Source organism: Alteromonas aquimaris (genome assembly GCF_026183695.1).
Lineage (GTDB): Bacteria > Pseudomonadota > Gammaproteobacteria > Enterobacterales > Alteromonadaceae > Alteromonas > Alteromonas aquimaris.
Genome location: NZ_JAPFRD010000005.1, coordinates 186,165 through 210,032 on the forward strand (window position 1 = coordinate 186,165; position 23,868 = coordinate 210,032).

22 protein-coding genes and 3 tRNA genes are annotated in these 23,868 nt (G+C 45.7%); 22 read left to right on the forward strand and 3 right to left on the reverse strand.

Annotation, left to right across the window (positions count from 1 at the left end; all coding sequences use genetic code 11):
• Positions 1 to 10 precede the first annotated feature (10 nt).
• Genes flhF through OPS25_RS03885 form a run of 10 tightly spaced genes read left to right on the forward strand, consistent with a single transcriptional unit; the run spans position 11 to position 9,691 of the window.
• A complete protein-coding gene (flhF, locus tag OPS25_RS03840) occupies positions 11 to 1,387 on the forward strand; it encodes a flagellar biosynthesis protein FlhF (RefSeq protein ID WP_265616341.1) in 1,377 nt (458 codons plus the stop codon).
• Positions 1,384 to 2,250: a MinD/ParA family ATP-binding protein gene (locus tag OPS25_RS03845; RefSeq protein WP_265616342.1), complete on the forward strand. Its 867-nt coding sequence runs from the start codon at positions 1,384 to 1,386 to the stop codon at positions 2,248 to 2,250. The genes flhF and OPS25_RS03845 overlap by 4 nt, the downstream gene beginning before the upstream one ends.
• Positions 2,247 to 2,975, forward strand: a complete 729-nt coding sequence (locus OPS25_RS03850; RefSeq protein WP_265616343.1) for an RNA polymerase sigma factor FliA — start codon at positions 2,247 to 2,249, stop codon at positions 2,973 to 2,975. Before OPS25_RS03845 ends, OPS25_RS03850 begins: the two co-directional genes overlap by 4 nt.
• A 47-nt stretch (positions 2,976 to 3,022) precedes the next feature.
• On the forward strand, positions 3,023 to 3,406 hold the full coding sequence (gene cheY, locus OPS25_RS03855) for a chemotaxis response regulator CheY (protein WP_012517682.1): 384 nt from the start codon (positions 3,023 to 3,025) through the stop codon (positions 3,404 to 3,406).
• Between the two features lie 31 nt (positions 3,407 to 3,437).
• Positions 3,438 to 4,184, forward strand: coding sequence for a protein phosphatase CheZ (locus tag OPS25_RS03860; protein ID WP_265616344.1), 747 nt, complete (start codon positions 3,438 to 3,440; stop codon positions 4,182 to 4,184).
• A gap of 12 nt (positions 4,185 to 4,196) precedes the next feature.
• Positions 4,197 to 6,470, forward strand: coding sequence for a chemotaxis protein CheA (locus tag OPS25_RS03865; protein WP_265616345.1), 2,274 nt, complete (start codon positions 4,197 to 4,199; stop codon positions 6,468 to 6,470).
• Positions 6,471 to 6,501: 31 nt separating this feature from the next.
• Positions 6,502 to 7,641 (forward strand): protein-glutamate methylesterase/protein-glutamine glutaminase, encoded by a 1,140-nt coding sequence (locus OPS25_RS03870; protein WP_265616346.1) that lies wholly within the window; start codon positions 6,502 to 6,504, stop codon positions 7,639 to 7,641.
• A 48-nt stretch (positions 7,642 to 7,689) separates the two neighbouring features.
• A complete protein-coding gene (locus tag OPS25_RS03875; protein WP_265616347.1) occupies positions 7,690 to 8,454 on the forward strand; it encodes a ParA family protein in 765 nt (254 codons plus the stop codon).
• 6 nt (positions 8,455 to 8,460) lie between these two features.
• A complete protein-coding gene (locus OPS25_RS03880) occupies positions 8,461 to 9,207 on the forward strand; it encodes a chemotaxis protein CheW (protein WP_265616348.1) in 747 nt (248 codons plus the stop codon).
• Entirely contained in the window at positions 9,200 to 9,691 is a 492-nt protein-coding gene (locus OPS25_RS03885) for a chemotaxis protein CheW (RefSeq protein ID WP_265616349.1), read from the forward strand. Before OPS25_RS03880 ends, OPS25_RS03885 begins: the two co-directional genes overlap by 8 nt.
• A 65-nt stretch (positions 9,692 to 9,756) precedes the next feature.
• Here the strand turns inward: OPS25_RS03885 and OPS25_RS03890 are convergent, their stop codons facing one another.
• On the reverse strand, positions 9,757 to 9,957 hold the full coding sequence (locus OPS25_RS03890) for a hypothetical protein (RefSeq protein WP_265616350.1): 201 nt from the start codon (positions 9,955 to 9,957) through the stop codon (positions 9,757 to 9,759).
• 124 nt (positions 9,958 to 10,081) lie between these two features.
• On the opposite strand from OPS25_RS03890, the gene OPS25_RS03895 reads away from it, so the two are divergent.
• The 6 genes from OPS25_RS03895 (at position 10,082) to OPS25_RS03920 (ending at position 17,960) form a co-directional block, all read left to right on the forward strand.
• The gene (locus tag OPS25_RS03895) at positions 10,082 to 10,519 is read left to right on the forward strand and encodes a DUF2802 domain-containing protein (RefSeq protein WP_265616351.1); all 438 of its coding nucleotides are present in this window, start codon (positions 10,082 to 10,084) and stop codon (positions 10,517 to 10,519) included.
• Between the two features lie 85 nt (positions 10,520 to 10,604).
• A complete protein-coding gene (gene metA / locus OPS25_RS03900) occupies positions 10,605 to 11,552 on the forward strand; it encodes a homoserine O-acetyltransferase MetA (protein ID WP_265616352.1) in 948 nt (315 codons plus the stop codon).
• Positions 11,549 to 12,604 (forward strand): homocysteine S-methyltransferase family protein, encoded by a 1,056-nt coding sequence (locus OPS25_RS03905; protein WP_265616353.1) that lies wholly within the window; start codon positions 11,549 to 11,551, stop codon positions 12,602 to 12,604. Before metA ends, OPS25_RS03905 begins: the two co-directional genes overlap by 4 nt.
• A gap of 8 nt (positions 12,605 to 12,612) precedes the next feature.
• Positions 12,613 to 15,237, forward strand: a complete 2,625-nt coding sequence (metH, locus tag OPS25_RS03910; protein WP_265616354.1) for a methionine synthase — start codon at positions 12,613 to 12,615, stop codon at positions 15,235 to 15,237.
• Complete coding sequence (locus OPS25_RS03915; protein WP_265616659.1) at positions 15,224 to 15,811, forward strand: DUF938 domain-containing protein; 588 nt, start codon at positions 15,224 to 15,226, stop codon at positions 15,809 to 15,811. Before metH ends, OPS25_RS03915 begins: the two co-directional genes overlap by 14 nt.
• Positions 15,812 to 15,938: 127 nt before the next feature.
• Positions 15,939 to 17,960 (forward strand): methyl-accepting chemotaxis protein, encoded by a 2,022-nt coding sequence (locus OPS25_RS03920; RefSeq protein WP_265616355.1) that lies wholly within the window; start codon positions 15,939 to 15,941, stop codon positions 17,958 to 17,960.
• An 83-nt stretch (positions 17,961 to 18,043) separates the two neighbouring features.
• Here the strand turns inward: OPS25_RS03920 and OPS25_RS03925 are convergent, their stop codons facing one another.
• The gene (locus OPS25_RS03925) at positions 18,044 to 18,181 is read right to left on the reverse strand and encodes an entericidin A/B family lipoprotein (protein WP_265616356.1); all 138 of its coding nucleotides are present in this window, start codon (positions 18,179 to 18,181) and stop codon (positions 18,044 to 18,046) included.
• 115 nt (positions 18,182 to 18,296) lie between these two features.
• Positions 18,297 to 19,484, reverse strand: a complete 1,188-nt coding sequence (locus OPS25_RS03930; RefSeq protein WP_265616357.1) for a GNAT family N-acetyltransferase — start codon at positions 19,482 to 19,484, stop codon at positions 18,297 to 18,299.
• Between the two features lie 48 nt (positions 19,485 to 19,532).
• Here OPS25_RS03930 and OPS25_RS03935 point away from each other — a divergent pair, with 48 nt between their 5' ends.
• The 6 genes from OPS25_RS03935 (at position 19,533) to OPS25_RS03960 (ending at position 23,585) form a co-directional block, all read left to right on the forward strand.
• Positions 19,533 to 19,982 carry a regulatory protein RecX gene (locus tag OPS25_RS03935; RefSeq protein ID WP_265616358.1) on the forward strand — a complete coding sequence of 150 codons (450 nt, stop codon included), beginning with the start codon at positions 19,533 to 19,535 and terminating at the stop codon, positions 19,980 to 19,982.
• Between the two features lie 138 nt (positions 19,983 to 20,120).
• Positions 20,121 to 22,718, forward strand: a complete 2,598-nt coding sequence (gene alaS / locus OPS25_RS03940; RefSeq protein ID WP_265616359.1) for an alanine--tRNA ligase — start codon at positions 20,121 to 20,123, stop codon at positions 22,716 to 22,718.
• Between the two features lie 134 nt (positions 22,719 to 22,852).
• Positions 22,853 to 23,050, forward strand: a complete 198-nt coding sequence (gene csrA / locus OPS25_RS03945) for a carbon storage regulator CsrA (RefSeq protein WP_265616360.1) — start codon at positions 22,853 to 22,855, stop codon at positions 23,048 to 23,050.
• A 196-nt stretch (positions 23,051 to 23,246) separates the two neighbouring features.
• Positions 23,247 to 23,337 (forward strand) — tRNA-Ser (locus tag OPS25_RS03950).
• Between the two features lie 39 nt (positions 23,338 to 23,376).
• Positions 23,377 to 23,453, forward strand: a tRNA-Arg gene (locus tag OPS25_RS03955).
• A 55-nt stretch (positions 23,454 to 23,508) separates the two neighbouring features.
• Positions 23,509 to 23,585 (forward strand) — tRNA-Arg (locus tag OPS25_RS03960).
• Positions 23,586 to 23,868: the final 283 nt, after the last annotated feature.

The following is a 23,868-nucleotide window of genomic DNA, read 5'->3' on the forward strand; positions in this document are numbered from 1 at the left end:
CGAGGTTGCAATGAAAATTAGACGGTTTTTTGGCAAAGATATGCGCGAAGCGCTAAATAAAGTTAAAGATGAACTTGGCAGTGATGCAGTTATCATGTCCAATCGCAAAGTTGCCGATGGCATCGAATTGGTGGCGGCATATGACAAAGAACCAGAGGTGAAGCTTGGAAATGTCAAACGTCGACAGGCAGAAGCCTCAACGAAAAACGGCAAGCCAACCCCTTCCCTGAGCGAGATCATAGGCGATGATGGTCCAGACAGTTTACGTGCTCTGCTTGAAAAGCAGCATGCCAGTGTGTCTGCGCCTATTCGCGCCGAACAACCGCCAGCAGCATCGGCGCCAACGCATTCTGTATCGGCGCAGCGACCCGCCGCGGTGAAAGAAAATTATCTTAACTTTGATAACGATGTGGCAGAGACGATACCCGTGCGTGAAACGACTAATAGTTCACGGCCAGATAGTACAGATTTGGCAAGTATCAGAGAAGAAATTGAATCGTTGCGGAACGTTTTACAGTTTCAGTTAGCTGAGTTACAACAGGAAAAGAAAAGTCGTCACTTGCCAAGTCATCAATATCTGGCACACAGCCTGATGCAAATGGGGCTAAGTGAATCGTTGGCGGAGCAATTGATTAACTACACCCCTAAAGAATATGGTGAGCGTGAAGCTTGGGTGTACTTACTCAATTTACTTTCCAATCGCTTGCAAATAGCTGGGAATGATATTTTACGTCAAACCGGTGTGGTGGCCTTGGTTGGGCCTACTGGAACGGGTAAAACTACCACGGTGGCAAAACTGGCAGCTCGTTATGCGCAGCGACACGGTGCTGAGCAGGTTGCAATGATTACGGTAGACACCTACCGAATTGCCGCGTACGAACAGTTAGCCACGTATGGCAAAATTATTGGTTGCACGGTACGTAAAGCTCAATCGAGTGAAGAACTGGCGGAGCAGTTGTTCCAACTGCGACATAAAAAACTGATTTTAATCGATACGGCGGGCTTTAGTCAGCGTGATAGTCGATTAATTAAACAACTCGCTCAATTTGATAACGGTCAGATGCAACCGGTGAGGAAATATCTGGTCGCTCAAGCCAATACACAATATGCGGCAATGCAACGCATAGTTGACGCCTATAGTAGGATTAAGCTGGATGGTTGCATTTTTACTAAGTTAGATGAATGCTACAGTTTAGGAGAAATATTAAGTATTGCTGTGGAAAATCAATTGAGCGTGAGCTATGTTACTGATGGACAACAAGTTCCTGAAGATATTAAAATTGCCGATGCAAAATCTCTCGTATCTGCTGCCGCAAAGCTTTATAAAAAGTACGGTTTGAATCATACTACAAGCAATCAAGTGGTTAACGCAGCACGAGCAGTATGATCGACGATCAAGCGAGTAGCTTACGAAAGATGAATCAATCTCGACTTATTAAAGTTATCGCCGTAACCGGCGGCAAGGGTGGGGTAGGTAAAACTAACATTACCCTGAACACAGCCATTTCGATGGCCAAACAGGGTAAACGCGTCATGGTTCTTGATGCTGACCTGGGGTTGGCCAATGTGGATGTGATGCTAGGTTTACGCGTAGAAAAAAATCTGTCCCATGTGTTGTCGGGGGAATGTACCCTGGACGAGGTGTTGGTGACAGGTCCGTATGGCATAAAGATCGCGCCCGCCACATCCGGGACCCAGTCCATGACCGAGTTATCGCCCACCGAGCATGCTGGGCTTATTCGCGCGTTCAGTGAATTACGTACCCCCATTGATGTGCTTATTGTTGATACCGCTGCCGGCATTTCCGATATGGTGCTGAGTTTTTCCCGGGCTTCGCAAGATATTATGGTGGTGGTATGTGATGAACCTACATCCCTTACTGATGCCTATGCGCTGATCAAGATCCTGAATCGTGAGCATGGCGTATTCAAATTTAAAATCGTTGCGAATATGGTTAGGGACATTCGTGAAGGGCAAGAGTTGTTCAGTAAACTCTCCAAGGTGACCGGCCGATTTTTAGACGTCGCATTGGAGCTGGTGGCCACCGTCCCGTTCGATGAAAATATTCGCCGCGCCGTGCGCAAACAAACCGCCATCGTGGATGCCTTTCCCAGCTCACCAGCAGCTATTGCTATTTCACAGCTGGCGACAAAAGCAGCAAAATGGCCCGTCCCTGAGCAACCTGGTGGACATCTTGAATTTTTCATTGAACAATTAATTTCAAATAAACTAGCGGGTAGTCAACGTTGAACAGTAAAGCCGCAGCTTACCGACAGCAAAATGACAAAGCACAGCTGGTAGAACAGCATGCGACGTTGGTAAAGCGTATTGCTCATCATTTGATGGCGCGTTTACCACCCAGTGTGTTGGTAGATGACCTCATCCAGGCGGGTATGATCGGTTTGTTGGAAGCCGCTAAAAATTTCGATGGCTCAAAAGGGGCCAGCTTTGAAACCTTTGCAGGCATACGTATTCGCGGCGCGATGTTAGATGAAATACGTAAAGGCGATTGGACCCCACGCTCAGTTCATAAAAATAGTCGGGCTATTTCTGACGCTATTTCTCAAGTTGAAAAGGATACGGGGCGTGATGCCAAGGATGCGGAGATTGCCGCGGTATTAAATGTCAGCCTAAATGATTACCATCAGATGCTAAATGAAGTGAGTGCCGGAAAACTCGTAGGCATCGAAGATTTAGGGGTGTCAGAAGACGTTATTACCACTGAAGAAAACTCAGGAAGCGATACGCCTCTGGATGATTTAATGCAAGGTGCTTTCCAAAAAGCACTTGCTCATGCTATTACTACATTACCCGAAAGAGAAGCAATCGTTTTGTCTTTATACTATGATGAGGAACTTAACCTTCGGGAAATCGGTGAAGTTCTGGATGTAAGCGAATCCAGAGTGAGCCAGATTCACAGCCAAGCCATGCTAAAACTCAAATCGCGAATGAAGTCATGGCGGGTGGGTGAATAAAAAACATACTGAATATTAATAACTTATAACCCTCACTGGAGGCCATTTTGGACAAGAGTATGAAAATTCTCGTGGTTGACGATTTTTCAACTATGAGACGAATCATAAAAAACCTGCTTAAAGACTTGGGGTTTTCCAATATCCAGGAAGCGGACGATGGAAGTACTGCGTTGCCAATGTTACAACAGGGTGACTTCGATTTTGTTGTCACCGACTGGAATATGCCTGGAATGCAAGGTATTGATTTGTTACGCGCAATTAGAGCCGATGACAAACTTAAACATTTACCTGTCCTAATGGTTACTGCCGAAGCGAAAAAGGAGCAAATTGTTGCTGCTGCTCAGGCTGGGGTAAATGGTTACGTGGTTAAACCCTTTACCGCGGCAACTTTGAAGGAAAAACTCGACAAAATCTTCGAACGTTTAGGTTAATCCAGACGCTCCAACGGTAGAGGAAAACTGGATGTCGATACAGAACGTCCCTATTACACTAGAAGAAGCTAAACAGTTGGTCATCTTTCTAGAACAAGATGACCAAGAGTCTGCCAGGGCATTACTTGAAGCTGCTTCGATGAAAGAGTCGATTGAACTCTTCGCAGAAGTGGGCAAGTTAACACGCCAGCTTCATGATGCATTAAACAGTTTCCAGTTGGACGACCGTATTGCGGGGCTTGCCACTGATGAAATCCCCGATGCCCAAACGCGACTCACTTATGTAATCGAAGAAACAGAAAAAGCCGCCAACACCACCATGGACGCTGTCGAGGCAAGCATGCCCATCGCAGAAACACTTTCTGCGCGCATTGACACAATAATGCCAGAGTGGAAAAAGCTCATGAACCGCCAAATCGAAGTTGGCGAGTTCAAAACATTATGTACTGATTTGGATAAATTACTTGTCGATGCTTCTGCAGAGTCAGCAAAATTAACCAGTTTATTAACCGAAGTGTTGATGGCCCAGGGGTATCAGGATCTAACCGGCCAGGTGATTCGTCGTGTTATCGACCTGGTTAAAGAAGTGGAAGACAGCCTGGTTAATATGTTGACCATGTTCGGCGATGTAGAAAAAACTGAAAAGACTACTAAACCTTCGAAAGATCAAACCGATAAAATAGAAGCAGAGGGGCCAATTATCGACGCTGAGCAACGAGATGATGTTGTACAGGGGCAGGATGATGTGGACGACCTTTTGTCGAGCTTAGGTTTTTAGGGGAGCAGGCGCATGTCGTTTGACGTTGACGAGGATATATTACAGGACTTTCTGGTTGAAGCCGGCGAGATACTGGAACAATTACAAGAACAACTCGTTGATCTGGAAAACAATCCAGACGATGGCGATTTATTGAATGCGATTTTCAGAGGTTATCATACTGTAAAAGGTGGAGCGGGATTTCTCTCGCTGACTGAACTCGTGGAAATTTGTCATGGTGCCGAAAACGTTTTTGACGTCATGCGGAATGGACAGCGTACCCTGACTCCTGAATTAATGGATGTCATTCTACAAGCCACGGATGTGGTGGTAGAAATGTTCGAAAAGGTAAAAACACGCGAGCCTCTTGAGCCTGCCGATGCAGCGCTGGTAGAAATTCTTCATAAGTTGAGCAAACCGGAAACCCCGGATGAAAATATTTTCGGTCAGGAAACCACTGTAGGTAAGCAGCAGACAGCACCTGCTGATGAAGAAGAGCTGATTGTGGAGGAGGTTCCGCAGTCGCCAGAAGTAGCTGCCATACATACACGAACGTCAGGTGATGAAAGTGGCGGTATTGAAGATATCACCGAAGATGAATTCGAAGCATTGCTGGATGAATTACATGGCGGTGGAGCGCCTGGACGATCAGCGCAACCTGAAGTCGCCGCAGCAAAAGCAGAATCAAAAAATATCAAACCAGAGGAAGCAGCTTCTGGCGATAGTGAAGATATTACCGATGATGAATTTGAAGCATTACTAGATGAGCTGCATGGCAAAGGTCAGTTTAAAAGTACTGAAGAAGCAGCAGCCCCTGCGCAGCAAACTACCGTGGCTTCAAGTGACAGTGGTGATGATGAGATTACCGATGACGAGTTTGAAAAACTACTCGATCAGTTACATGGTTCCGGTCAAAGCCCCTCAGCAAGCAAGTCTGAAGCTTCCGCACCGGTAACCAAGCCAGAAGTTAAGGTGGAGAAGCCAGCGGCACAAGTAGATAAAACCGCTACAGCGGCTATCAACAAAGCCAAAACTGAACAAGCTGCGAAGCAACCTGCGGCGAAACCGGAGGCAAAAGCTCCCACACCGGCAGCGAAGAAAGACGATAAAAAAGCCGCAGGTGCCCCGCCACAAGCCGAAACGACAGTACGAGTTGACACTAAACGACTTGACCAGATTATGAATATGGTTGGGGAGTTGGTACTGGTACGCAACCGCTTACTGAGCTTAGGTATTAATGTAAATGATGAATCCATGTCCAAAGCGATCGCTAATCTGGACGTGGTGACGGGTGATTTACAGGGCGCGGTAATGAAAACGCGCATGCAACCGATCAAGAAGGTGTTTGGACGTTTTCCCCGTGTTGTAAGAGACCTTGCGAGAAGCCTGAAAAAAGAAATTACCCTGGAGCTCGAAGGGGAAGACACAGATCTGGACAAAAACCTGGTGGAAGCGTTGGCTGACCCATTGGTTCACTTGGTCAGAAACTCTGTTGACCATGGTGTTGAAATGCCTGATGAGCGCCAGGCAGCGGGTAAAGCCAGAATGGGAACGGTGAAACTATCTGCCTCCCAGGAAGGTGACCATATCTTGCTTACCATTGAAGACGACGGTAAGGGGATGGATCCTGAAAAGCTAAAAGAGATTGCGATTAACCGTGGGGTTCTTGATGCAGATGCTGCTGCGAGGATGTCTGATGTAGAAGCCTTCAATCTGATTTTCGCACCTGGATTTTCAACAAAGACTGAAATCAGCGACATTTCCGGCCGCGGTGTCGGTATGGACGTGGTTAAAACAAAAATTAACCAGCTCAATGGTACAGTTAATATCGATTCACAGCTTGGCAAAGGTACCCGATTAGAAATTAAGGTGCCCCTAACCCTTGCTATCTTACCCACCCTGATGATCGTGGTAGGTAAACAAACGTTTGCCCTGCCGTTAGGTGCGGTAAATGAAATCATTAATATGGATATTAAGAAAACCAATACGGTAGATGGTCAGCTGACCATGATTGTCAGATCAAAGGCGATTCCATTATTTTTCTTGGGCGAATGGCTCATTCGTGGACCGAAAAATGTGGAAAAGACAAAAGGTCACGTTGTGGTTGCACAAATCGGCACCCAGCAAGTGGGGTTTGTGGTTGACGCGCTGATCGGGCAAGAGGAAGTGGTGATAAAACCCCTTGACGCTTTGTTGCAAGGTACGCCGGGAATGGCTGGAGCGACAATCACTTCCGATGGCGGTATTGCATTAATTCTGGATGTTCCAAGCTTACTCAAGCGGTATGCCAGAAAAAGTTTGAAGTAAAAAGTATTCATAAATAGGAAAGCCCGCATCAATGGTGTTTAAAGTCCTGGTAGTGGATGATTCGACGTTTTACCGGCGACGTGTCCGTGAGATCCTTAACGAAGATAGAGAACTAGAAGTAGTGGGAGAGGCCAGAAATGGCCAGGAAGCAATAGATAAAATCTTGGAATTGTCCCCTGATGTGGTCACGATGGATGTAGAGATGCCGGTTCTTGATGGTATCTCAGCTGTTAAAGCCATCATGGATAAAAAACCGCTTCCAATTCTGATGTTTTCTTCATTGACCCATCATGGTGCGCAAGCCACACTCGATGCACTGGAAGCAGGTGCAATAGACTTTTTACCTAAAAAATTTGAAGATATCGCTGACGACAGACGTGAAGCGGCTATGCAGTTACGCACGAAAGTGCGATTGATCGCTAGACGAGGAACAGGTATCCAACGCCCTTCGTTAGCTTCATTACGCGCCAAGCCCTCCCTTCCCGCTGGAGCACCAAAATCTAAGTTTTTTCGCTCATCATCGTTACTGGCAGGGCGTGCAGAGGCTACAGCACAACCCACGGTTTCAAAAGTTGTGGCATCGGGAAAAAAATATCGATGCCTGGCTATTGGTGCGTCAACCGGCGGCCCAGTAGCATTACAGCAGGTGCTCACCAAATTGCCGGAGAATTTTCCTGTCCCAATCTTTTTAGTTCAGCATATGCCCGGTACCTTTACCCAAGCTTTTGCTCAACGTCTAAATAGTCACTGCAAATTTCCAGTGAAAGAGGCCGAGAATGGTGACATTGTAAAACCCGGTCATGCCTATCTCGCACCTGGTGGAAAACAGATGCTGATTGAAGTGATAGGTAATCAGCATAGAATTGCTATAAAAGATGCTGATCCGGCTGAAAAAATTAATTACAAACCCAGTGTAGATTTGACATTCGAAAGCCTGTTGCCAGTGTATGGTGGAGCGGTGTTAAGTGTCATTCTCACTGGAATGGGCGCGGACGGTAAAGAAGGCTGTAGGAAGTTAAAAGCTGAAGGTGCAACCATTTGGGCGCAGGATAAAGCGAGCTGTGTAGTATACGGCATGCCGCATGCCGTAGCATCGGCCAATATTGCCGAAAAAAATATCCCTCTAGAGGATATTGCTGACTGCATTTTGACCGAGATGGTATCACGCTAACATTCTTAATTGATTTAGTTACCCGAACGTTACCTTGGGGACGTAAACTTGAAGATCTGGACGATTGCTAATCAAAAAGGTGGTGTAGGTAAAACGACCACCACAGTAACGCTCGGTGGAATTCTTGCGCAGCGCGGTGAACGTGTCCTTTTAATTGACACCGATCCCCACGCTTCACTCAGCTACTATTTTGGAATTGACTCTGAAGAACTTTCTTCTTCGGTTTACGATATCTTTGTTAATAAAAAACCATTAACTGCCGATACAGTACTTGATTGTCTTTGTCCGACGAAGCTGGATAGTTTATTCATTCTGCCAGCCACAATGGCGCTGGCAACGCTAGATCGGCAATTAGGTAACCAACACGGCATGGGGCTTATTTTAAAGAAAGCGTTGGCTAAAGTTGAACAGGATTTTGATTACGTACTATTAGATTGTCCGCCTGTATTGGGGGTGTTAATGGTTAATGCGCTTGCTGCTTGCGAAAAAGTCATCGTTCCGGTTCAAACCGAATTTCTTGCGCTAAAAGGCTTAGACCGAATGATTCAGACGCTTAAAATCATGGGGCGGTCATTACAAAAATCGTTTGATACGATAATTGTACCTACCATGTTTGACAGACGTATCAATGCGGCGGCCGAAGCAGATATGCGATTACGCAAGGATTATGGTGAAAGCGTATGGAGTGGCATGGTACCGGTTGATACACGGTTTAGGGATGCAAGTCAGGCGCAGTCGCCAGCTTCTGTGGTTTATCCCAAGGCAAGAGGCGTTTATGCCTACAAAAAACTGTTAAATGAATTGGAGCAATAACTCGAAATGAGTAAAAGCACGCCTTTTGCCAAAGAAGATGTGATGGAAGCATACTTGGACAGCCTGCTTCATGGACCCGAAGATCCATCGGAAGTAACGGCGCGCACGGCTAAGTTACTCGAAAACGCCAGTTTGGATATCGCGAAAGATGACGTTTCTGACCTGTCGTCAACGACAGTCGTGGAACAACCCGTTATTCACGAAGAGATGTTCACTGAAACTGAAGTGGTGGCGACACCACCACCTGAAAAAATTGTACCGGTTCACGAATTGCTTGAAGATCAATTTCAGGCCTTATTCTTTCAAGTGGCAGGTTTAACCCTAGCGGTACCATTGATTACGTTAGGGGGGATCCACAGAATTGAAAAGGTTGGGCCATTGATAGGCAAGCCTAAGTGGTTTAAGGGCGTCATGTTGCATAGGCAGCAGAAGCTGAATGTGGTGGATACCGCCATGTGGGTAATGCCAGAAAAATATGATCAAAAGCTGGCAGAAGCGTTAAACTATCAGTATCTTATAATGCTAGGGGACAGCCTTTGGGGTTTAGCCAGTGACAAATTAGTCAATACCATTACCTTACGTAAGAATGAGGTAAAATGGCGTGAATCTACGGGAAAACGTCCTTGGTTAGCGGGAATGGTAAAGAACAAGATGTGCGCGTTAGTTGATGTGCACCATTTAATTTCAATGCTAAACAAAGGCCTGGGCAGTAATGATAACGTGTCCGGCAATCGGAGTCAGGTAAATGAATGACGAAAGAAGCAACAGCAATACAGCTGACAGCAATGATGAAGTATTGCAGTGGGTAACTTACCGATTAGGTGATGAAACTTACGGCATCAATGTAATGCAGGTTCAGGAAGTGCTGCGTCATACCGAAATTGCTCCTGTTCCCGGCGCGCCAGATTATGTCTTAGGTATTATCAATCTTCGCGGCAATGTCGTTACCGTTATTGATACCCGCGCACGTTTTGGCCTGCCGCCTACCGATATAACTGATAACACCCGAATCGTGATTATCGAGTCAGACGAACAGGTGGTGGGTATCTTGGTTGATAGTGTTGCCGAGGTTGTTTATCTGCGTTCGTCGGAGATTGACAGTGCTCCTAACGTTGGTACCGAAGAAAGTGCCAAATTTATCCAAGGTGTCAGTAATCGTGATGGCGAACTGTTGATCCTTGTTGATTTGAATAAGTTATTAAGTGATGAAGAGTGGGATGAATTAAGTTCACTCTAAGCTTAAGGTAAAAATTTTCAAAAGGCAGGGAAAGTCTAATACCTGCCTTTCTTATTAAATAGAGATTATTTGGTTGGGACCCCTTTTAATAGGGTAACTACATCCTCATTCCCGTTTAGCTCGGCTAATTCTATCAAATAATCTTTTTGTAACGTGTCCAGCTTTTGGTTGCCTAAAAGCTCACGAAGTCGTTTCAGTTCGCCATTAGCAATAGCTGCTTGCATCCCTTCCATATTCGCAATGGGATTGTTCTGCGAATCATTCATGTGGTGCTCTCCCGTCTACTTTATATCGTTATATGAATTTGAAGCTTAGACAGATCGCTTGTTGACGTCATTCGCATATGGTGACTACCCGTACCGGGTATTTTCACGTACACTGAGCGAAAAGGTGAACAATTATAAAAACATAATGGACGAAAAGTATTTAGTTGCTGCAGCGATAGCGTTGTTATTGATCATGATTTTAAGTATCGGTCTATATAGCTTGCGTCAAATTTCCGCACTAAAGAAAAAACTTTCCGTACTTGAAAATACATACCAATCAAGCGGTGCCGATTTTCACGCAAGTATCCAATCTCTCGATCATCAGATTAACGAAAGCAGAGAGCGAGAAGTGGTATTGGGCAAGCATCAAACCGATCTACAAGTATCGCTAACCCACTTAGAAAACCAATTACGCGAGCTGAAACAACAGGATCCTTCGCTGCGTTTGTATCATCGGGCGACTGAATTAGTAAAGCAGGGCGCCAGTCTGGAAGAAATTATCCAATCCTGCGATATTCCCCGTGCTGAAGCTGAATTATTGATAAGCATGCACAGAAAATAATTTTAGACGTCCAGACGTAAAGAAGTTGACGCGTCTTTCGTGATGCGACACAATGACACGTATCGAGTATTACAAGAGCGTGTGTATGCCCATTCGAATCCCTGAAGATCTGCCTGCCCAGGATGTGCTATCAGGCGAGAATATTTTCGCTATGACCAGCAGCCGTGCGGCGCAGCAAGACATTCGCCCATTAGAAGTCGGGATTTTGAACCTGATGCCTAATAAAATCGAAACAGAGGTTCAACTACTCCGCCTCCTCTCCAATACCCCACTGCAAATCAATGTAGACTTTATTCGCATAGATGATATTGCGCCAAAAAATACACCCCAAAGTCACATGGAAGCGTTTTATCACCAGTTTTCCGATATCGCCAAAAAGAAATACGATGGGCTTATCATTACTGGGGCCCCGCTTGCGCATCTTCAATATGAAGAAGTGAAGTACTGGGATCGTATGACAGCCATTCTTGACTGGGCGAACCGGCATGTCCAGTCAACGCTTTATTTGTGCTGGGCCGCCCATGCTGCAATCTATCATTTTTACGGCATTCGCCGCACCTTACTCAACAATAAAGTGTGTGGCGTATTCCAGCATAAGGTTCTTGCGCCTCACAATGAATTGCTAAGAGGGTTTGATCCTTGTTTTTTTGCGCCCCATTCACGTTTTGGTCACGTCGATGTAGAGCACTGGCAAAACATTCCGGGGTTAGAAATTATCGCGCAAAGCGAACAGGCAGGTGTATATGTGGCTGCCTCGGAAGATAAACGAATGGTTTTTGTCACTGGGCATCCAGAGTATGAAGGACAAACCCTTCACGAAGAGTATTGTCGAGATACTGATGTCGGGTTATTTCCTGCGGTGCCTAAAAACTACTATCCACACGATGATCCCCAAAATGAACCCATCGTGCGTTGGCGAGCGCATGGAAGTCTATTGGTTAGTAATTGGTTAAATTACTTTGTTTATCAAACTACGCCATTTGATTTAAACCAGCTGGCTGCGAATAAAAAAGTACATCAGGAAACGTCGTGAACAGATTAAAACAACACCCGATATATGCGGCCGCCGAAAAACGTATACTCATTTTGGATGGAGCCATGGGCACCATGATCCAACGTCAACAATTCGCAGAAAGCGACTATCGTGGCAGCGAGTTCCATGCATGGCACAAAGATATCAAGGGGAATAATGATCTTCTGGTATTGACGCAACCCGATGTTATATATGCTATCCACTGCCAATATTTGCAGGCCGGCGCTGACATCATCGAAACCAACACATTCAATGCCACAAGCATTGCTATGGCAGACTATGACATGCAGTCTCTGTCTAAAAAGATCAATCTTCAAGCAGCCCGATTAGCGAAACAAGTTGCACAAAAGTTTACCCTAACAGACCCAAGCAAACCCAGATTTGTGGCCGGGGTGTTAGGTCCGACGAACCGTACTGCGTCTATTTCTCCCGATGTTAATGACCCAGGTAAACGTAATATTTCTTTTGATGAACTAGTGACGGCCTATGAAGAGTCATGTGAAGGTTTAATCGAGGGCGGATCTGATTTAATACTTATCGAGACCATTTTCGATACCCTCAATGCTAAAGCTGCAGTGTTTGCAGTGGAGTCTGTGTTTGAACGCTTACAACTTCGTCTGCCGGTAATGATTTCAGGCACCATCACCGATGCATCAGGCCGCACTTTATCCGGTCAAACCGCTGAAGCGTTTTACTACTCGCTACGACACGTGGAGCCTTTTTCTGTGGGGTTAAACTGTGCGTTAGGACCCGACTTGTTGCGCCAGTATGTGGATGAAATTGCACAAATAGCAACAAGTCTGGTCTCGGTCCATCCCAATGCTGGGTTACCCAATGAATTTGGCGAGTATGACTTGTCACCGCGCGATATGGCAATACAGATTAAGGAATGGGCTGAATCGGGTCTGGTCAATATTGTGGGTGGCTGTTGTGGTACTACGCCGGAACACATCGCAGAAATGGCGAAAGTAACCGATGGCATTGCACCGAGAAAAGTGCCAGCACTACCGGTAAAAATGCGCTTATCTGGCCTGGAGCCATTCGTTCATTAGGAGGTTAAGTGACACAACTATTTTCGAGTTTTATCAACATTGGTGAACGTACCAATGTCACGGGCTCCGCAAAATTTAAACGCCTCATACTGGACGGTGATTACGAAACGGCATTAGAGGTTGCCCGCCAACAAGTCGAAAATGGTGCACAAATCATTGACATCAACATGGATGAAGCCATGCTGGACTCAGTTCAGGCCATGCAAACCTTTCTCAAGTTGATTGCCTCTGAACCCGATATCTCGCGTGTTCCTATTATGATCGACTCCTCCAAGTGGGAAGTGATTGAAGCAGGGCTGAAATGTGTGCAAGGTAAAGCTATTGTCAATTCAATTAGCTTAAAAGAAGGGGAAGATATTTTTATCAAGCAAGCGCGCTTGATAAGACGTTATGGAGCCGCAACAGTGGTGATGGCGTTTGATGAAACCGGTCAGGCTGATACACAACGGAGAAAGGTTGAAATTTGTCAACGAAGTTATAAGTTACTCACCGAAGTGGCCGGCTTCCCCCCAGAAGATATTATCTTCGATCCGAATATTTTTGCGGTGGCTACAGGAATTGAGGAGCATAACAACTACGCTGTAGATTTTATTGAAGCAACCCGCGAAATTCGGCAAACCTGTCCGCATGTACATGTGTCAGGCGGGCTCTCCAACATTTCCTTTTCATTCCGCGGCAATAACCCCGTGCGCGAAGCCATGCACTCTGTTTTTTTATACCATGCAATTCGTGCAGGCATGGATATGGCTATTGTCAATGCGGGACAATTAGAAGTTTATGATGAAATTCCCGCCGCCCTTAGGGAAGCGGTGGAAGATGTCATTCTAAACCGACGGCAAGATGCTACGGAACGTTTACTGGAGATAGCACCGCAATATCAGGGGGATGGCAAAGCTGCTCCACAGGAAGATTTACGTTGGCGCGAAGCCCCCGTTAGCAAGCGACTGGAACATGCACTGGTCAAAGGTATTACCGACTACATCATTGAGGACACGGAAGAAGCTCGGCAACAAGCCGAAAAACCATTACATGTTATTGAAGGTCCGCTAATGGATGGTATGAATGTAGTGGGTGATTTATTCGGTGAAGGTAAAATGTTTTTGCCTCAGGTGGTGAAATCTGCCCGGGTGATGAAAAAAGCGGTGGCGCATTTACAGCCATTTATCGAAGCCGAAAAATCCGCTGATGCTAGAAGTAACGGCAAAATACTCCTGGCAACGGTTAAGGGCGACGTGCACGATATCGGCAAAAATATTGTTGGGGTGGTGTTACAGTGTAATAACTTTGAAGTAGTAGATTTAGGAGTAATGGTACCGTGTGAAACGATTTTACACACCGCCAGAGAGGAAAACGTTGACATGATTGGGCTGTCAGGCCTTATTACGCCATCGCTTGATGAAATGGTGCATGTGGCAAAGGAGATGCAACGACAACAGTGTGATTTGCCCCTGCTAATTGGCGGTGCCACTACTTCCAAAGCCCATACCGCGGTGAAGATAGAGCAAAATTATGATGCCCCGGTGGTTTACGTTCCTAATGCGAGCAGGGCAGTAGGTGTATGTCAAAAACTGTTGAATAGGCAAAGCCGCGAAAACTTTGCCGTAGAGCTGGATCGCGAGTATGAAAAAGTACGCCAGCAGCATGCTCGTAAACAACCCCGTTCAAAACCTGTAACCTTGCAACACGCCCGTGATAACAGATGCAAGCTGGACTTAACTCAATTGCCGTCAGCGCCGGAGCGACTGGGAGTGGTGCCGGTTTCGGCAACGATTAACACCCTTAGACGATACATCGATTGGACACCCTTTTTTCTGACCTGGTCGTTAGCGGGTAAATATCCGCGAATATTAAAAGATGAGGTGGTTGGCGAGCAGGCGCGCTCATTATTTGAAGATGCGAATGCAATGCTCGACAGGCTGGCGGAATCTGGCAGGTTAACGGCAAAAGGGGTGTGTGGTGTATTTGCAGCAGCCAATATTGGCGATGATATTGAAATTTATGCTGATGGAGCTCGCAACACTGTGCTAGGTGTAGCACGCCACCTGCGTCAACAGACATTAAAAACCGATTATCCCAACTACTGCTTAGCAGATTTTATTGCGCCAAAATCTTCAGGGGTAGAGGATCACATGGGGGCCTTTGCGGTAACTGCCGGTATAGGCGAAGATGAAATTGCAAATCAATATCGAGAGGATGGGGATGACTATAATGCAATTATGATAAAAGCCGTAGCAGACCGTTTAGCAGAGGCATTCGCCGAGTATTTACACGAACGGGTAAGAAAAGAAATCTGGGGTTACGCTGCGCAGGAAGATTGGGATAATGAGGCATTAATTCGAGAAAAATATCAGGGCATACGCCCCGCGCCTGGCTACGCAGCGTGTCCCGAACATACGGAAAAACAATTGATCTGGGATTTACTAGATGTCGAAACGCATACTGGAATGAAACTTACCGATAACTACGCTATGTGGCCGGGGGCGTCAGTGTCGGGCTGGTATTTTGCTCATCCTCAGAGTCGCTATTTCGCGGTTGCAAAGATTCAACAGGATCAGGTGGAAGACTATGCACAGCGAAAGCAATGGGATATAACAGTAGCAAATAAATGGTTGGCACCGAATACCAATGAGTAAACCCTTTAGTCAGGCCTGTGAAAATAATAAAACGCCTATCCTGCAGATTTTAAAAAGTGCATTTGCAAAGTGTACCCATGTACTGGAAATTGGTAGTGGTACCGGACAACATGCGGTGTTTTTTGCTTCACAACTTCCCCATCTCATCTGGCAAACCAGTGATCAGCCTGGCTACCACGAGGGGATTCACGCATGGATCAATGAATTTCCTTCAGTTAATTTGCGACCGCCTATCAGTTTGACAGTGGGTGAGACTGCGTGGCCATCTTTACCCTGTGATGGCGTTTTTACCGCCAATACCGCCCATATTATGCAGAAGCACGAAGCAAAGCTGATGATGGAAGAAATTTCAGCTCATCTTCCTGAGGGTGGAGTATTTTGTCAATATGGACCCTTCACTCGGGACGGAGAATTTAGCAGTCAGAGTAATCAAAATTTTCATTCGCAGTTGATAGACGAGGGCTACGGAGGCTATCGAGATATTAGCGAATTAAGACAATGGGCAAAAACGCTTACCTTGACGACCATCTACAACATGCCGGCCAATAATCTGATGCTGGTTTGGAAAAAATAAGCCTTTTTCATTTCCTCCCGACTTTGATATAAAAGAAATAGCTGGTTATATTTTGCCCGCAAATATGAAGTAAACGCTGAACGCTGGTTTTTTACTCGTCAATCTAATAACAATAATGAGTCGTGCTATGAAATCACTTTCCTTGCAAAACAAGTTTATGCTCATCGTTGGTGGCAGTATCGCCATCATGTTGTTTATTACCTCAGTTGTAGCGGTAAGTTACATCGGGGACAAAACGAAAGATGCTATCGAAATGGAAGTGATGGATCTCGTTAAACTTGAAGCGCGGGGGGTGGAAAAATTTTTCGCTACTTACGGGGGGGTGGCTAAAACCTTTTTAGCTAATCCGTTTTTACAGAATTTTTTTGCTGATCATACCCGTAGAGGGGCACCTGAATCGTCGATCCCGCGGTCTGAAGATATTTATCAGTTATTTAGCAATATCAGTAAGAACGATGCCAACATTAAATCAGCGTTCTTTGGATCCGCCAATACGGGCGAGTATTTTTACGAGGCCGGCCGAGTAGGTGTCGATCAGGAAGGACCCACGGCAGGCGACCCTGCCAAGGGATATTTCGCCACTCAGCGGCCCTGGTTTAACACTGCTGTAGAAAAAGGTGAGCTGTATGTTACGCCTCCTGCCATCGACTCTCAGGATGGAACGATCTCCGCCGTGGTACAGGCTCCCGTTACCGTCGGCGGCAAACTTGTCGGTGTGGGTGGAGTGGATATATTGATTAGCACTATAGGGCAGGTCATTGATGATATCCGGTTTAAGGACCAGGGAACCGCCTTTTTAGTCGACCAGGATAATAATATTGTTTATTTCCCTGAGCAACCAGCCAATCTTCCCTTAAGTAGCCCTATCGCCGACTTTGACAAGCTGTATGATGAGTCAAAAGGGTTTGCTCAGCTCGCAGCTGCAATGGCCTCTGCCGAGAATGGGATGGTAGAGCTACAGTGGCAGGGAAAACCCTATATGGCGGTGTTCAAGCATGCCTCGCTGGACGTGCCAAAAATGGATTGGACGTTAGGTGTGTTGGTGCCTGCCAGTATTATTTCAGATCCTATTTCTGATGCCATCACCTCAGCGGTCGTTACCGCAGTGATAATTATCGCACTAATTGCACTTATAACTTATTGGGCAAGCTCGAAAGTCACCCGCCCAATTCTGAAAATGCGCGATGCAATGGCTGAAATCGCTAATGGAGATGGTGATTTGACCAAGCGGTTAGACATTCATCGAGACGACGAAATTGGTGCATTGGCGCATGAATTTAATCGGTTTACAGATAAGCTTCGCGGCTTACTAAAAGATACGGCAACACATACGCGGGCGGTGGCCGAAGCGGCCGCCCATTTGTCCTCGGTTTCGCAAAATACCAATACCGAAATCCAGCAGGAGCGCCATCAAGTAGATAATGTATCTTCAGCCGTTTCTCAAATGGCAGCTACGGTCGATGAAATATCAAAGAATGCAGCAGAGTCCAGCCGTGCTGCGACAGAAGCAGATAGTCAAGTGCGCGACGGTTCCCAACAAGCCCGTGATGCAATGAACGAAATACACGCATTAGCCGATTCCATCAACAATGGTGTCGATGTGGTAACTACGTTGAGTAAAGAATCGGAAAATATTGGCGCCGTTATCGATGTCATCAATAGTATTGCTGAACAAACGAATCTGTTGGCATTGAATGCCGCTATTGAAGCGGCCAGAGCTGGGGAACAGGGACGAGGCTTTGCGGTGGTGGCCGATGAAGTACGTTCGTTGGCAAGTCGCACGCAGGATTCAACCGACGATATCCGCCGAATGGTTGAGAAACTTCAGACAATGGCCGAGCAAACCGCGACCGTAATGCAACAAGGGAAAGAAAAATCACACTCAGGGGTAGAGAAAACAGAAAGCGTGGTGACAGCCTTGACCAATATAAGTCAGGCAATAAGTACCGTCCAATCGCAAAGCGCGCAAATCGCCAATAGTACTGAGCAGCAAACCGGAGTAGCCGAAAACATTAATAACTCTTTGTTGGCTATCACCCGATTAAGTGACAAAACCAGTCAGCATGCCGAAGAGTTGGCTGTCGAAGCCACTCAGCTCAGCGGTGTAGCCGAGGAATTAAAAGATTTAGTTAATCAGTTTAAGATCTAATTTTGTGAATGGGAAAATTTACCAGGTACTTGGGAAGAATTTACCAATGCTCAAATGGTTATGAGCATTGGTAAGACGACTACTTATTCACCATCTGCTGCATCTTGTACAGCTTCACCGGCTTCTTCAACATCTTCACCAGCGCCATGCATGGTGTTGCAGGCAGCTAAACCAAATACGAAAGTAAATACGGTTAAAAAACCAAAGATTTTGTTTTTCATCTATTACGCTCCAAATCAGTGAGTTACAATGTTCACCATCAGCACAGCAAAAACTACGCCTATTTAGTAGTAGTTTAGAACGCCGGTTTTAGTTCACTGTTTTCGTAATCTGAAATCACTTAGGTCCGTTTCTACTGTTGCCTGTATTACAAATAAGATGATCTTTCATTGATTCGTTATACGGCAAGACCATTTTTGCTTGCTCAAAGTAAGTTTCGACGGTGCCCTTTTCGCGAATTAAGAATTGTGACACTGCACGGCTAAACTCCGGATGAAAAAGCCAATGGAGAGAGTAACAAAACGTCGGTTCAAAGCCCCTGAGAATTTTATGTTCACCTTGAGTGCCAGGGTTGAAAGTAGCTAATTTTTGTTCAATCGCAAACTCAATACCTTGAAAATAGCAACATTCGAAGTGAAGCTCTTCGATATGCTTTACACACCCCCAATAGCGACCATATAAGCCAGATGAATCGAAAAAAAACAGACTGCTTGCAATGGGGTTACCGGCGAGGGTCGCTTCGACAATCAGTATGTGTTCTCTCATCGAATGATATATCTGGTTAAAAAAAGAGCGGGTCAAATAGCCATCATGTCCGCTTCTTTTTAGATATGTCTGTCGATAACATTGGTAAAAAAACGCCATGTGAGATTGGGTGATTTCTTCTCCCCGATAACGGGAAATGGATATGCCTTGAGCATGTAATTGCCGCCTGGTCTTGCGTATGGATTTACGCTTTCTGGAGGTAAGTGCGCCAAGAAAGTCAGCAAATGATTGATAGTGATAATTATGCCAGTGAAACTGTACACTTTTTCGAAGCAAAAAATTTGAACAGGTTGCTAGCAAATCAGGCGAGTGGGGAAACAAAACGTGAGTGGATGATATATTCTTGGTTGCCAGGGATTGTAAGGCAAGATTAATTGACTCGAACACCTCAGCACTATCCACGCCGGTTTGTATTAAAAGTCGGTTACCTGGGACGGGGGTAAATGGGATAGCACTAATCCATTTTGGGTAATAATTTAGACCATGCTGAAAATAAGCATTAGCCCAGGCATGATCAAATACGTATTCGCCATAACTGTCCAGTTTAATATAGCCCGGCATAGCGGCTATCAGCCGGGAATCTTCATAAACACCCACATGATGCGGTAGCCAACCAGTTTTTTTACCTACACACTCTGATTCTTCCAGGGCTGACAAAAACTCGGCGCGTAAAAAAGGGGAGTCGATGCTGCTAAGGGCATTCCACTGGGCAGCATCAAAGGCAGAAAATTGACTATGAAATTTTACATCGAATGCCATAAAATGTGACTGCTTAAATAGACCAGGTTCTGAAACTATCACCGTATCATGACTGACGAGATTAGAAAAAACATAATTGATGCTACTACCAGGCTACTGGCGCGCAGAGAGCATAGTGAAGTTGAACTTGTGCAAAAGTTAATTCAGAAAGGGTTTGATCCCGCATCCGTGCAGCCTGTACTTATTGAATTTCAACAAGCTGACATTCAGTCTGATAAGCGTTTTGCTGAATCCCGTGTGCGCCATGCCGCAAACAAGGGAATAGGTCCAAACCGAGTCAGAGCAGAACTGTCACAACATCAGATTGATGATGAATTTATCCATGTCGCATTTTCGGAAACTGACATTGACTGGTTTGAATTAGCGAAAGCGGTACATACAAAAAAGTACGCTTCACAAAAACCAGACACATTCAAAGACAAGCAAAAGCAGCGGCAGTTTTTACAATATCGCGGGTTCACCTTCGAACAGATTCAATATGCGATGGAAAACCCGTAAATTTGGTATGGATGCTTAACAATACCGCACTTTCCGTGGTATCTTTGCGCGTCCACCCGAAGCGTTACATATGTATTTTGGGGCTCAACAGCATGGGTATAAGGTAATCCATAAGTTAACTAGGAATCGCAAACGTTAATGACATTTTCAACTGCAGATATTCGTCAAAAATTCTTTGATTATTTTTCACAACGCGGCCACCAACACGTAGCCAGCTCTTCATTGGTACCTGCTGACGACCCAACGTTACTCTTCACAAATGCGGGTATGAATCAGTTTAAGGATGTGTTTTTAGGTGCAGAGAAACGCAGTTACACCCGCGCGGTTTCCTCACAACGCTGTGTTCGTGCTGGTGGAAAACATAACGACCTTGAAAACGTAGGGTATACAGCTCGCCACCATACTTTTTTTGAAATGTTGGGTAATTTCAGCTTTGGTGATTATTTCAAAAAAGAAGCCATTGAGTTTGCCTGGAATTTTCTGACGGATGAATTGAAATTGCCAAAGGACAAGCTTCTGGTCACCGTATATTCAGAAGATGACGAAGCTTTTGATATTTGGGAAAACCATATAGGTGTGCCGAAGGACAAAATAATTCGTATCAGTACCTCGGATAACTTTTGGTCAATGGGCGATACCGGACCATGCGGTCCTTGCTCGGAAATATTTTACGATCACGGCGAACATATTTGGGGAGGCCCTCCTGGTACACCTGAGGAAGATGGTGATCGTTTTATCGAAATTTGGAACCTGGTTTTCATGCAGTACAATCGCCAGGCGGATGGCACTATGGAACCATTACCAAAGCCGTCTATTGATACGGGAATGGGGTTAGAACGTATTTCTGCGATTTTGCAGCATGTTCACTCTAATTACGAGATTGATTTATTCGCCAATTTGATTAAAGCAGCTGCCCAAGTAGTTGGCGCCGAGGATCTTTCAAATAAATCGTTAAGAGTTATTGCTGATCATATTCGCAGTTGCAGTTTCTTAATATGCGACGGGGTGATGCCAGGCAATGAAGGACGGGGATACGTTCTTCGTCGAATAATTCGCCGCGCTGTGCGTCACGGTTACCAGTTGGGCGCGAAAGATATCTTTTTCTTCAAGTTAGTTGGGGCATTGGTTGTAGAGATGGGTCAAGCTTATCCCGAGCTTGCAGACCAGCAGCCAGTTATCGAAAAAGTGTTGAGAGTTGAAGAAGAACAATTTAGCAAGACGTTAGCCCGGGGGATGGCTATGTTGCAGGATACGATTGCTAATCTGGATGGAAAAACCATTCCGGGCGATGTGGTCTTCAAATTATATGATACTTATGGTTTCCCCACTGATTTGACCAATGATATCGCTCGCGAACATGATGTAGAAATTGACGAAGAGGGCTTTAAGAAAGCCATGCAGCAACAGCGACAACGTGCTCAGCAGGCGAGCCAGTTCGGTGCTGACTATAACAACACAATCAAAGTTGAGCACGAAACCCGTTTTACCGGCTATGAGCAAGTGGAAGGGCAGGCAACGGTGCTTGAATTAATCGTCAACAACCAAATGTGTGATCAAATGAGCGATGGCCAGGAAGGGGTCGTGGTCCTCGACCAAACACCATTCTACGCAGAGGCTGGTGGACAAATTGGTGATCAAGGCGTATTAAAAGTCGCCAATGGCGAATTCATTGTTTCATCTACCCAGAAGCTTGGTAACGCATTTGCTCACCGCGGGAAGGCGGTCGGGCAGATTAAAAAGGGTGAAACCGTTTCCGCAAAAATAGATGTGGAAGGGCGTGAATCGATCAAAAAAAATCACAGCGCCACGCACTTGTTGCATGCGGCGTTGCGTGAAGTGCTGGGTGAACACGTTACCCAGAAAGGTTCATTAGTAGAAGCAGAACGCTTCCGATTCGACTTTTCTCACTTTGAATCGGTTACCCCTGCCCAATTGATAAAAATTGAGGCACGCGTGAACGAAGAGATACGTGCCAATCATTCTCTGACCACTGAGCTAATGGATTTGGAAGAGGCCAAGGCCTCGGGTGCAATGGCATTATTCGGTGAGAAGTATGATGAAAAGGTTCGCGTAGTCAAGATGGGACCATTCTCGGTTGAGCTTTGTGGCGGAACACACGTTTCACGTACGGGTGAAATTGGCTTGTTCAAAATTGTTAGTGAAAGTGGTATCGCCTCAGGTGTTCGGCGGATTGAAGCCATTACCGGCCATGCCGCGCTAGAGTATGTGCAACAACTAGAATCGAAGATGCAATATATCGCCTCACTGTTAAAGACAGATGTCAGCAGCGTGAGTGACAAACTAGCGAATTTACAGACGCAAAATAAAGAGTTAGAAAAAGCGCTTGAAGCTGCTAAAGGAAAACTGGCTTCTCAGCAGGGCGCTGATATTCTTAATAGCGTCAAAAAAATTAATGGTGTGAGTGTGTTAGTTACTGCGCTTGACGGGGTTGAAGCTAAAGCTTTACGCACGATGGTAGACGACCTTAAAAACCGCATGGGAGAAGGTATCGTAGTACTTGGAGTTACCTCAGGTGAAAAAGTTAATCTAATTGCCGGTGTAACTAAAAATTTAACTGCTAAAGTTAAAGCAGGTGAATTAGTTAATGTGGTTGCTGCTCAGGTAGGCGGCAAGGGTGGAGGCCGACCTGATATGGCTCAAGCAGGCGGCGATAAGCCAGAAAATTTAGAATCTGCCTTAGACTCTGTTCACTCATGGTTAGCAGATAAGCTATAATCCAGTTTACTAAGTAAGATCAGTGAGTTTTTGAAGTGACACAAAAACACGGAATCACTGATACTATCATCGGGTCGTGCCGAAGATAGTAAGCCATCAGGGAAAATAGAAAGTTAAGGAATAGGAGCAAGCGAATGCTTATTTTAACTCGTCGTGTAGGGGAAACGTTGATGGTCGGTGATGATGTAACAGTTACTGTCCTAGGCGTTAAAGGAAATCAGGTACGTATTGGTGTGAACGCACCCAAAGAAGTCTCAGTGCATCGTGAAGAAATTTATATGCGCATACAGGCCGAAAAAAGTGGACAGCCGGGAAGTTCCGATTCTGAATAATCTCGCGCGACAAAGATAAGGCTGGGTCAACCCAGCCTTTTTTGATCCGGCAATAAATTTTGATTTAATATTGTGAAAACTAAGTGGGCAGACTAAATTTTGTATAGGTTGATTAAAATGCCAGCAAGCTATTCAATTGAGTGCAAAAAAGGTTTGACTTCCACCAGTGAATCATTAAACTTCAGCCCCACATTACGGAGAGGTGGGTGAGTGGCTGAAACCAGTTCCCTGCTAAGGAACCATACCTATTACTGGTATCGAGGGTTCGAATCCCTCCCTCTCCGCCATTTAAGTTTTGGTTGGATTGGCAACAACACAAGTTTTGCGCGTGCGTAGCTCAGCTGGATAGAGTACCTGGCTACGAACCAGGCGGTCGGAGGTTCGAATCCTTCCGCACGCGCCACTTATAAAGTGCCAACGTTTCAATTTTATGAACAATAAAAGAAACGATAATTTAAGCGTGTGTAGCTCAGCTGGATAGAGTACCTGGCTACGAACCAGGCGGTCGGAGGTTCGAATCCTTCCACACGCGCCATTTTTAAACCCACCTCACGGTGGGTTTTTTGTTTGTAATGTGTCGGATTGCCAGCCTCTCGCAGAGCGAGAGGCGTTCAGTCGGCGCAAGCCAAAATGTTGGCTTGCTTTTATCCGCCTTCACCCTTCCACACGCGCCATTTTTAAACCCACCTCACGGTGGGTTTTTTGTTTGTAGTGTGTCGGATTGCCAGCCTCTGGCAGAGCGAGAGGCGTTCAGTCGGCGCAAGCCAAAATGTTGGCTTGCTTTTATCCGCCTTCACCCTTCCACACGCGCCATTTTC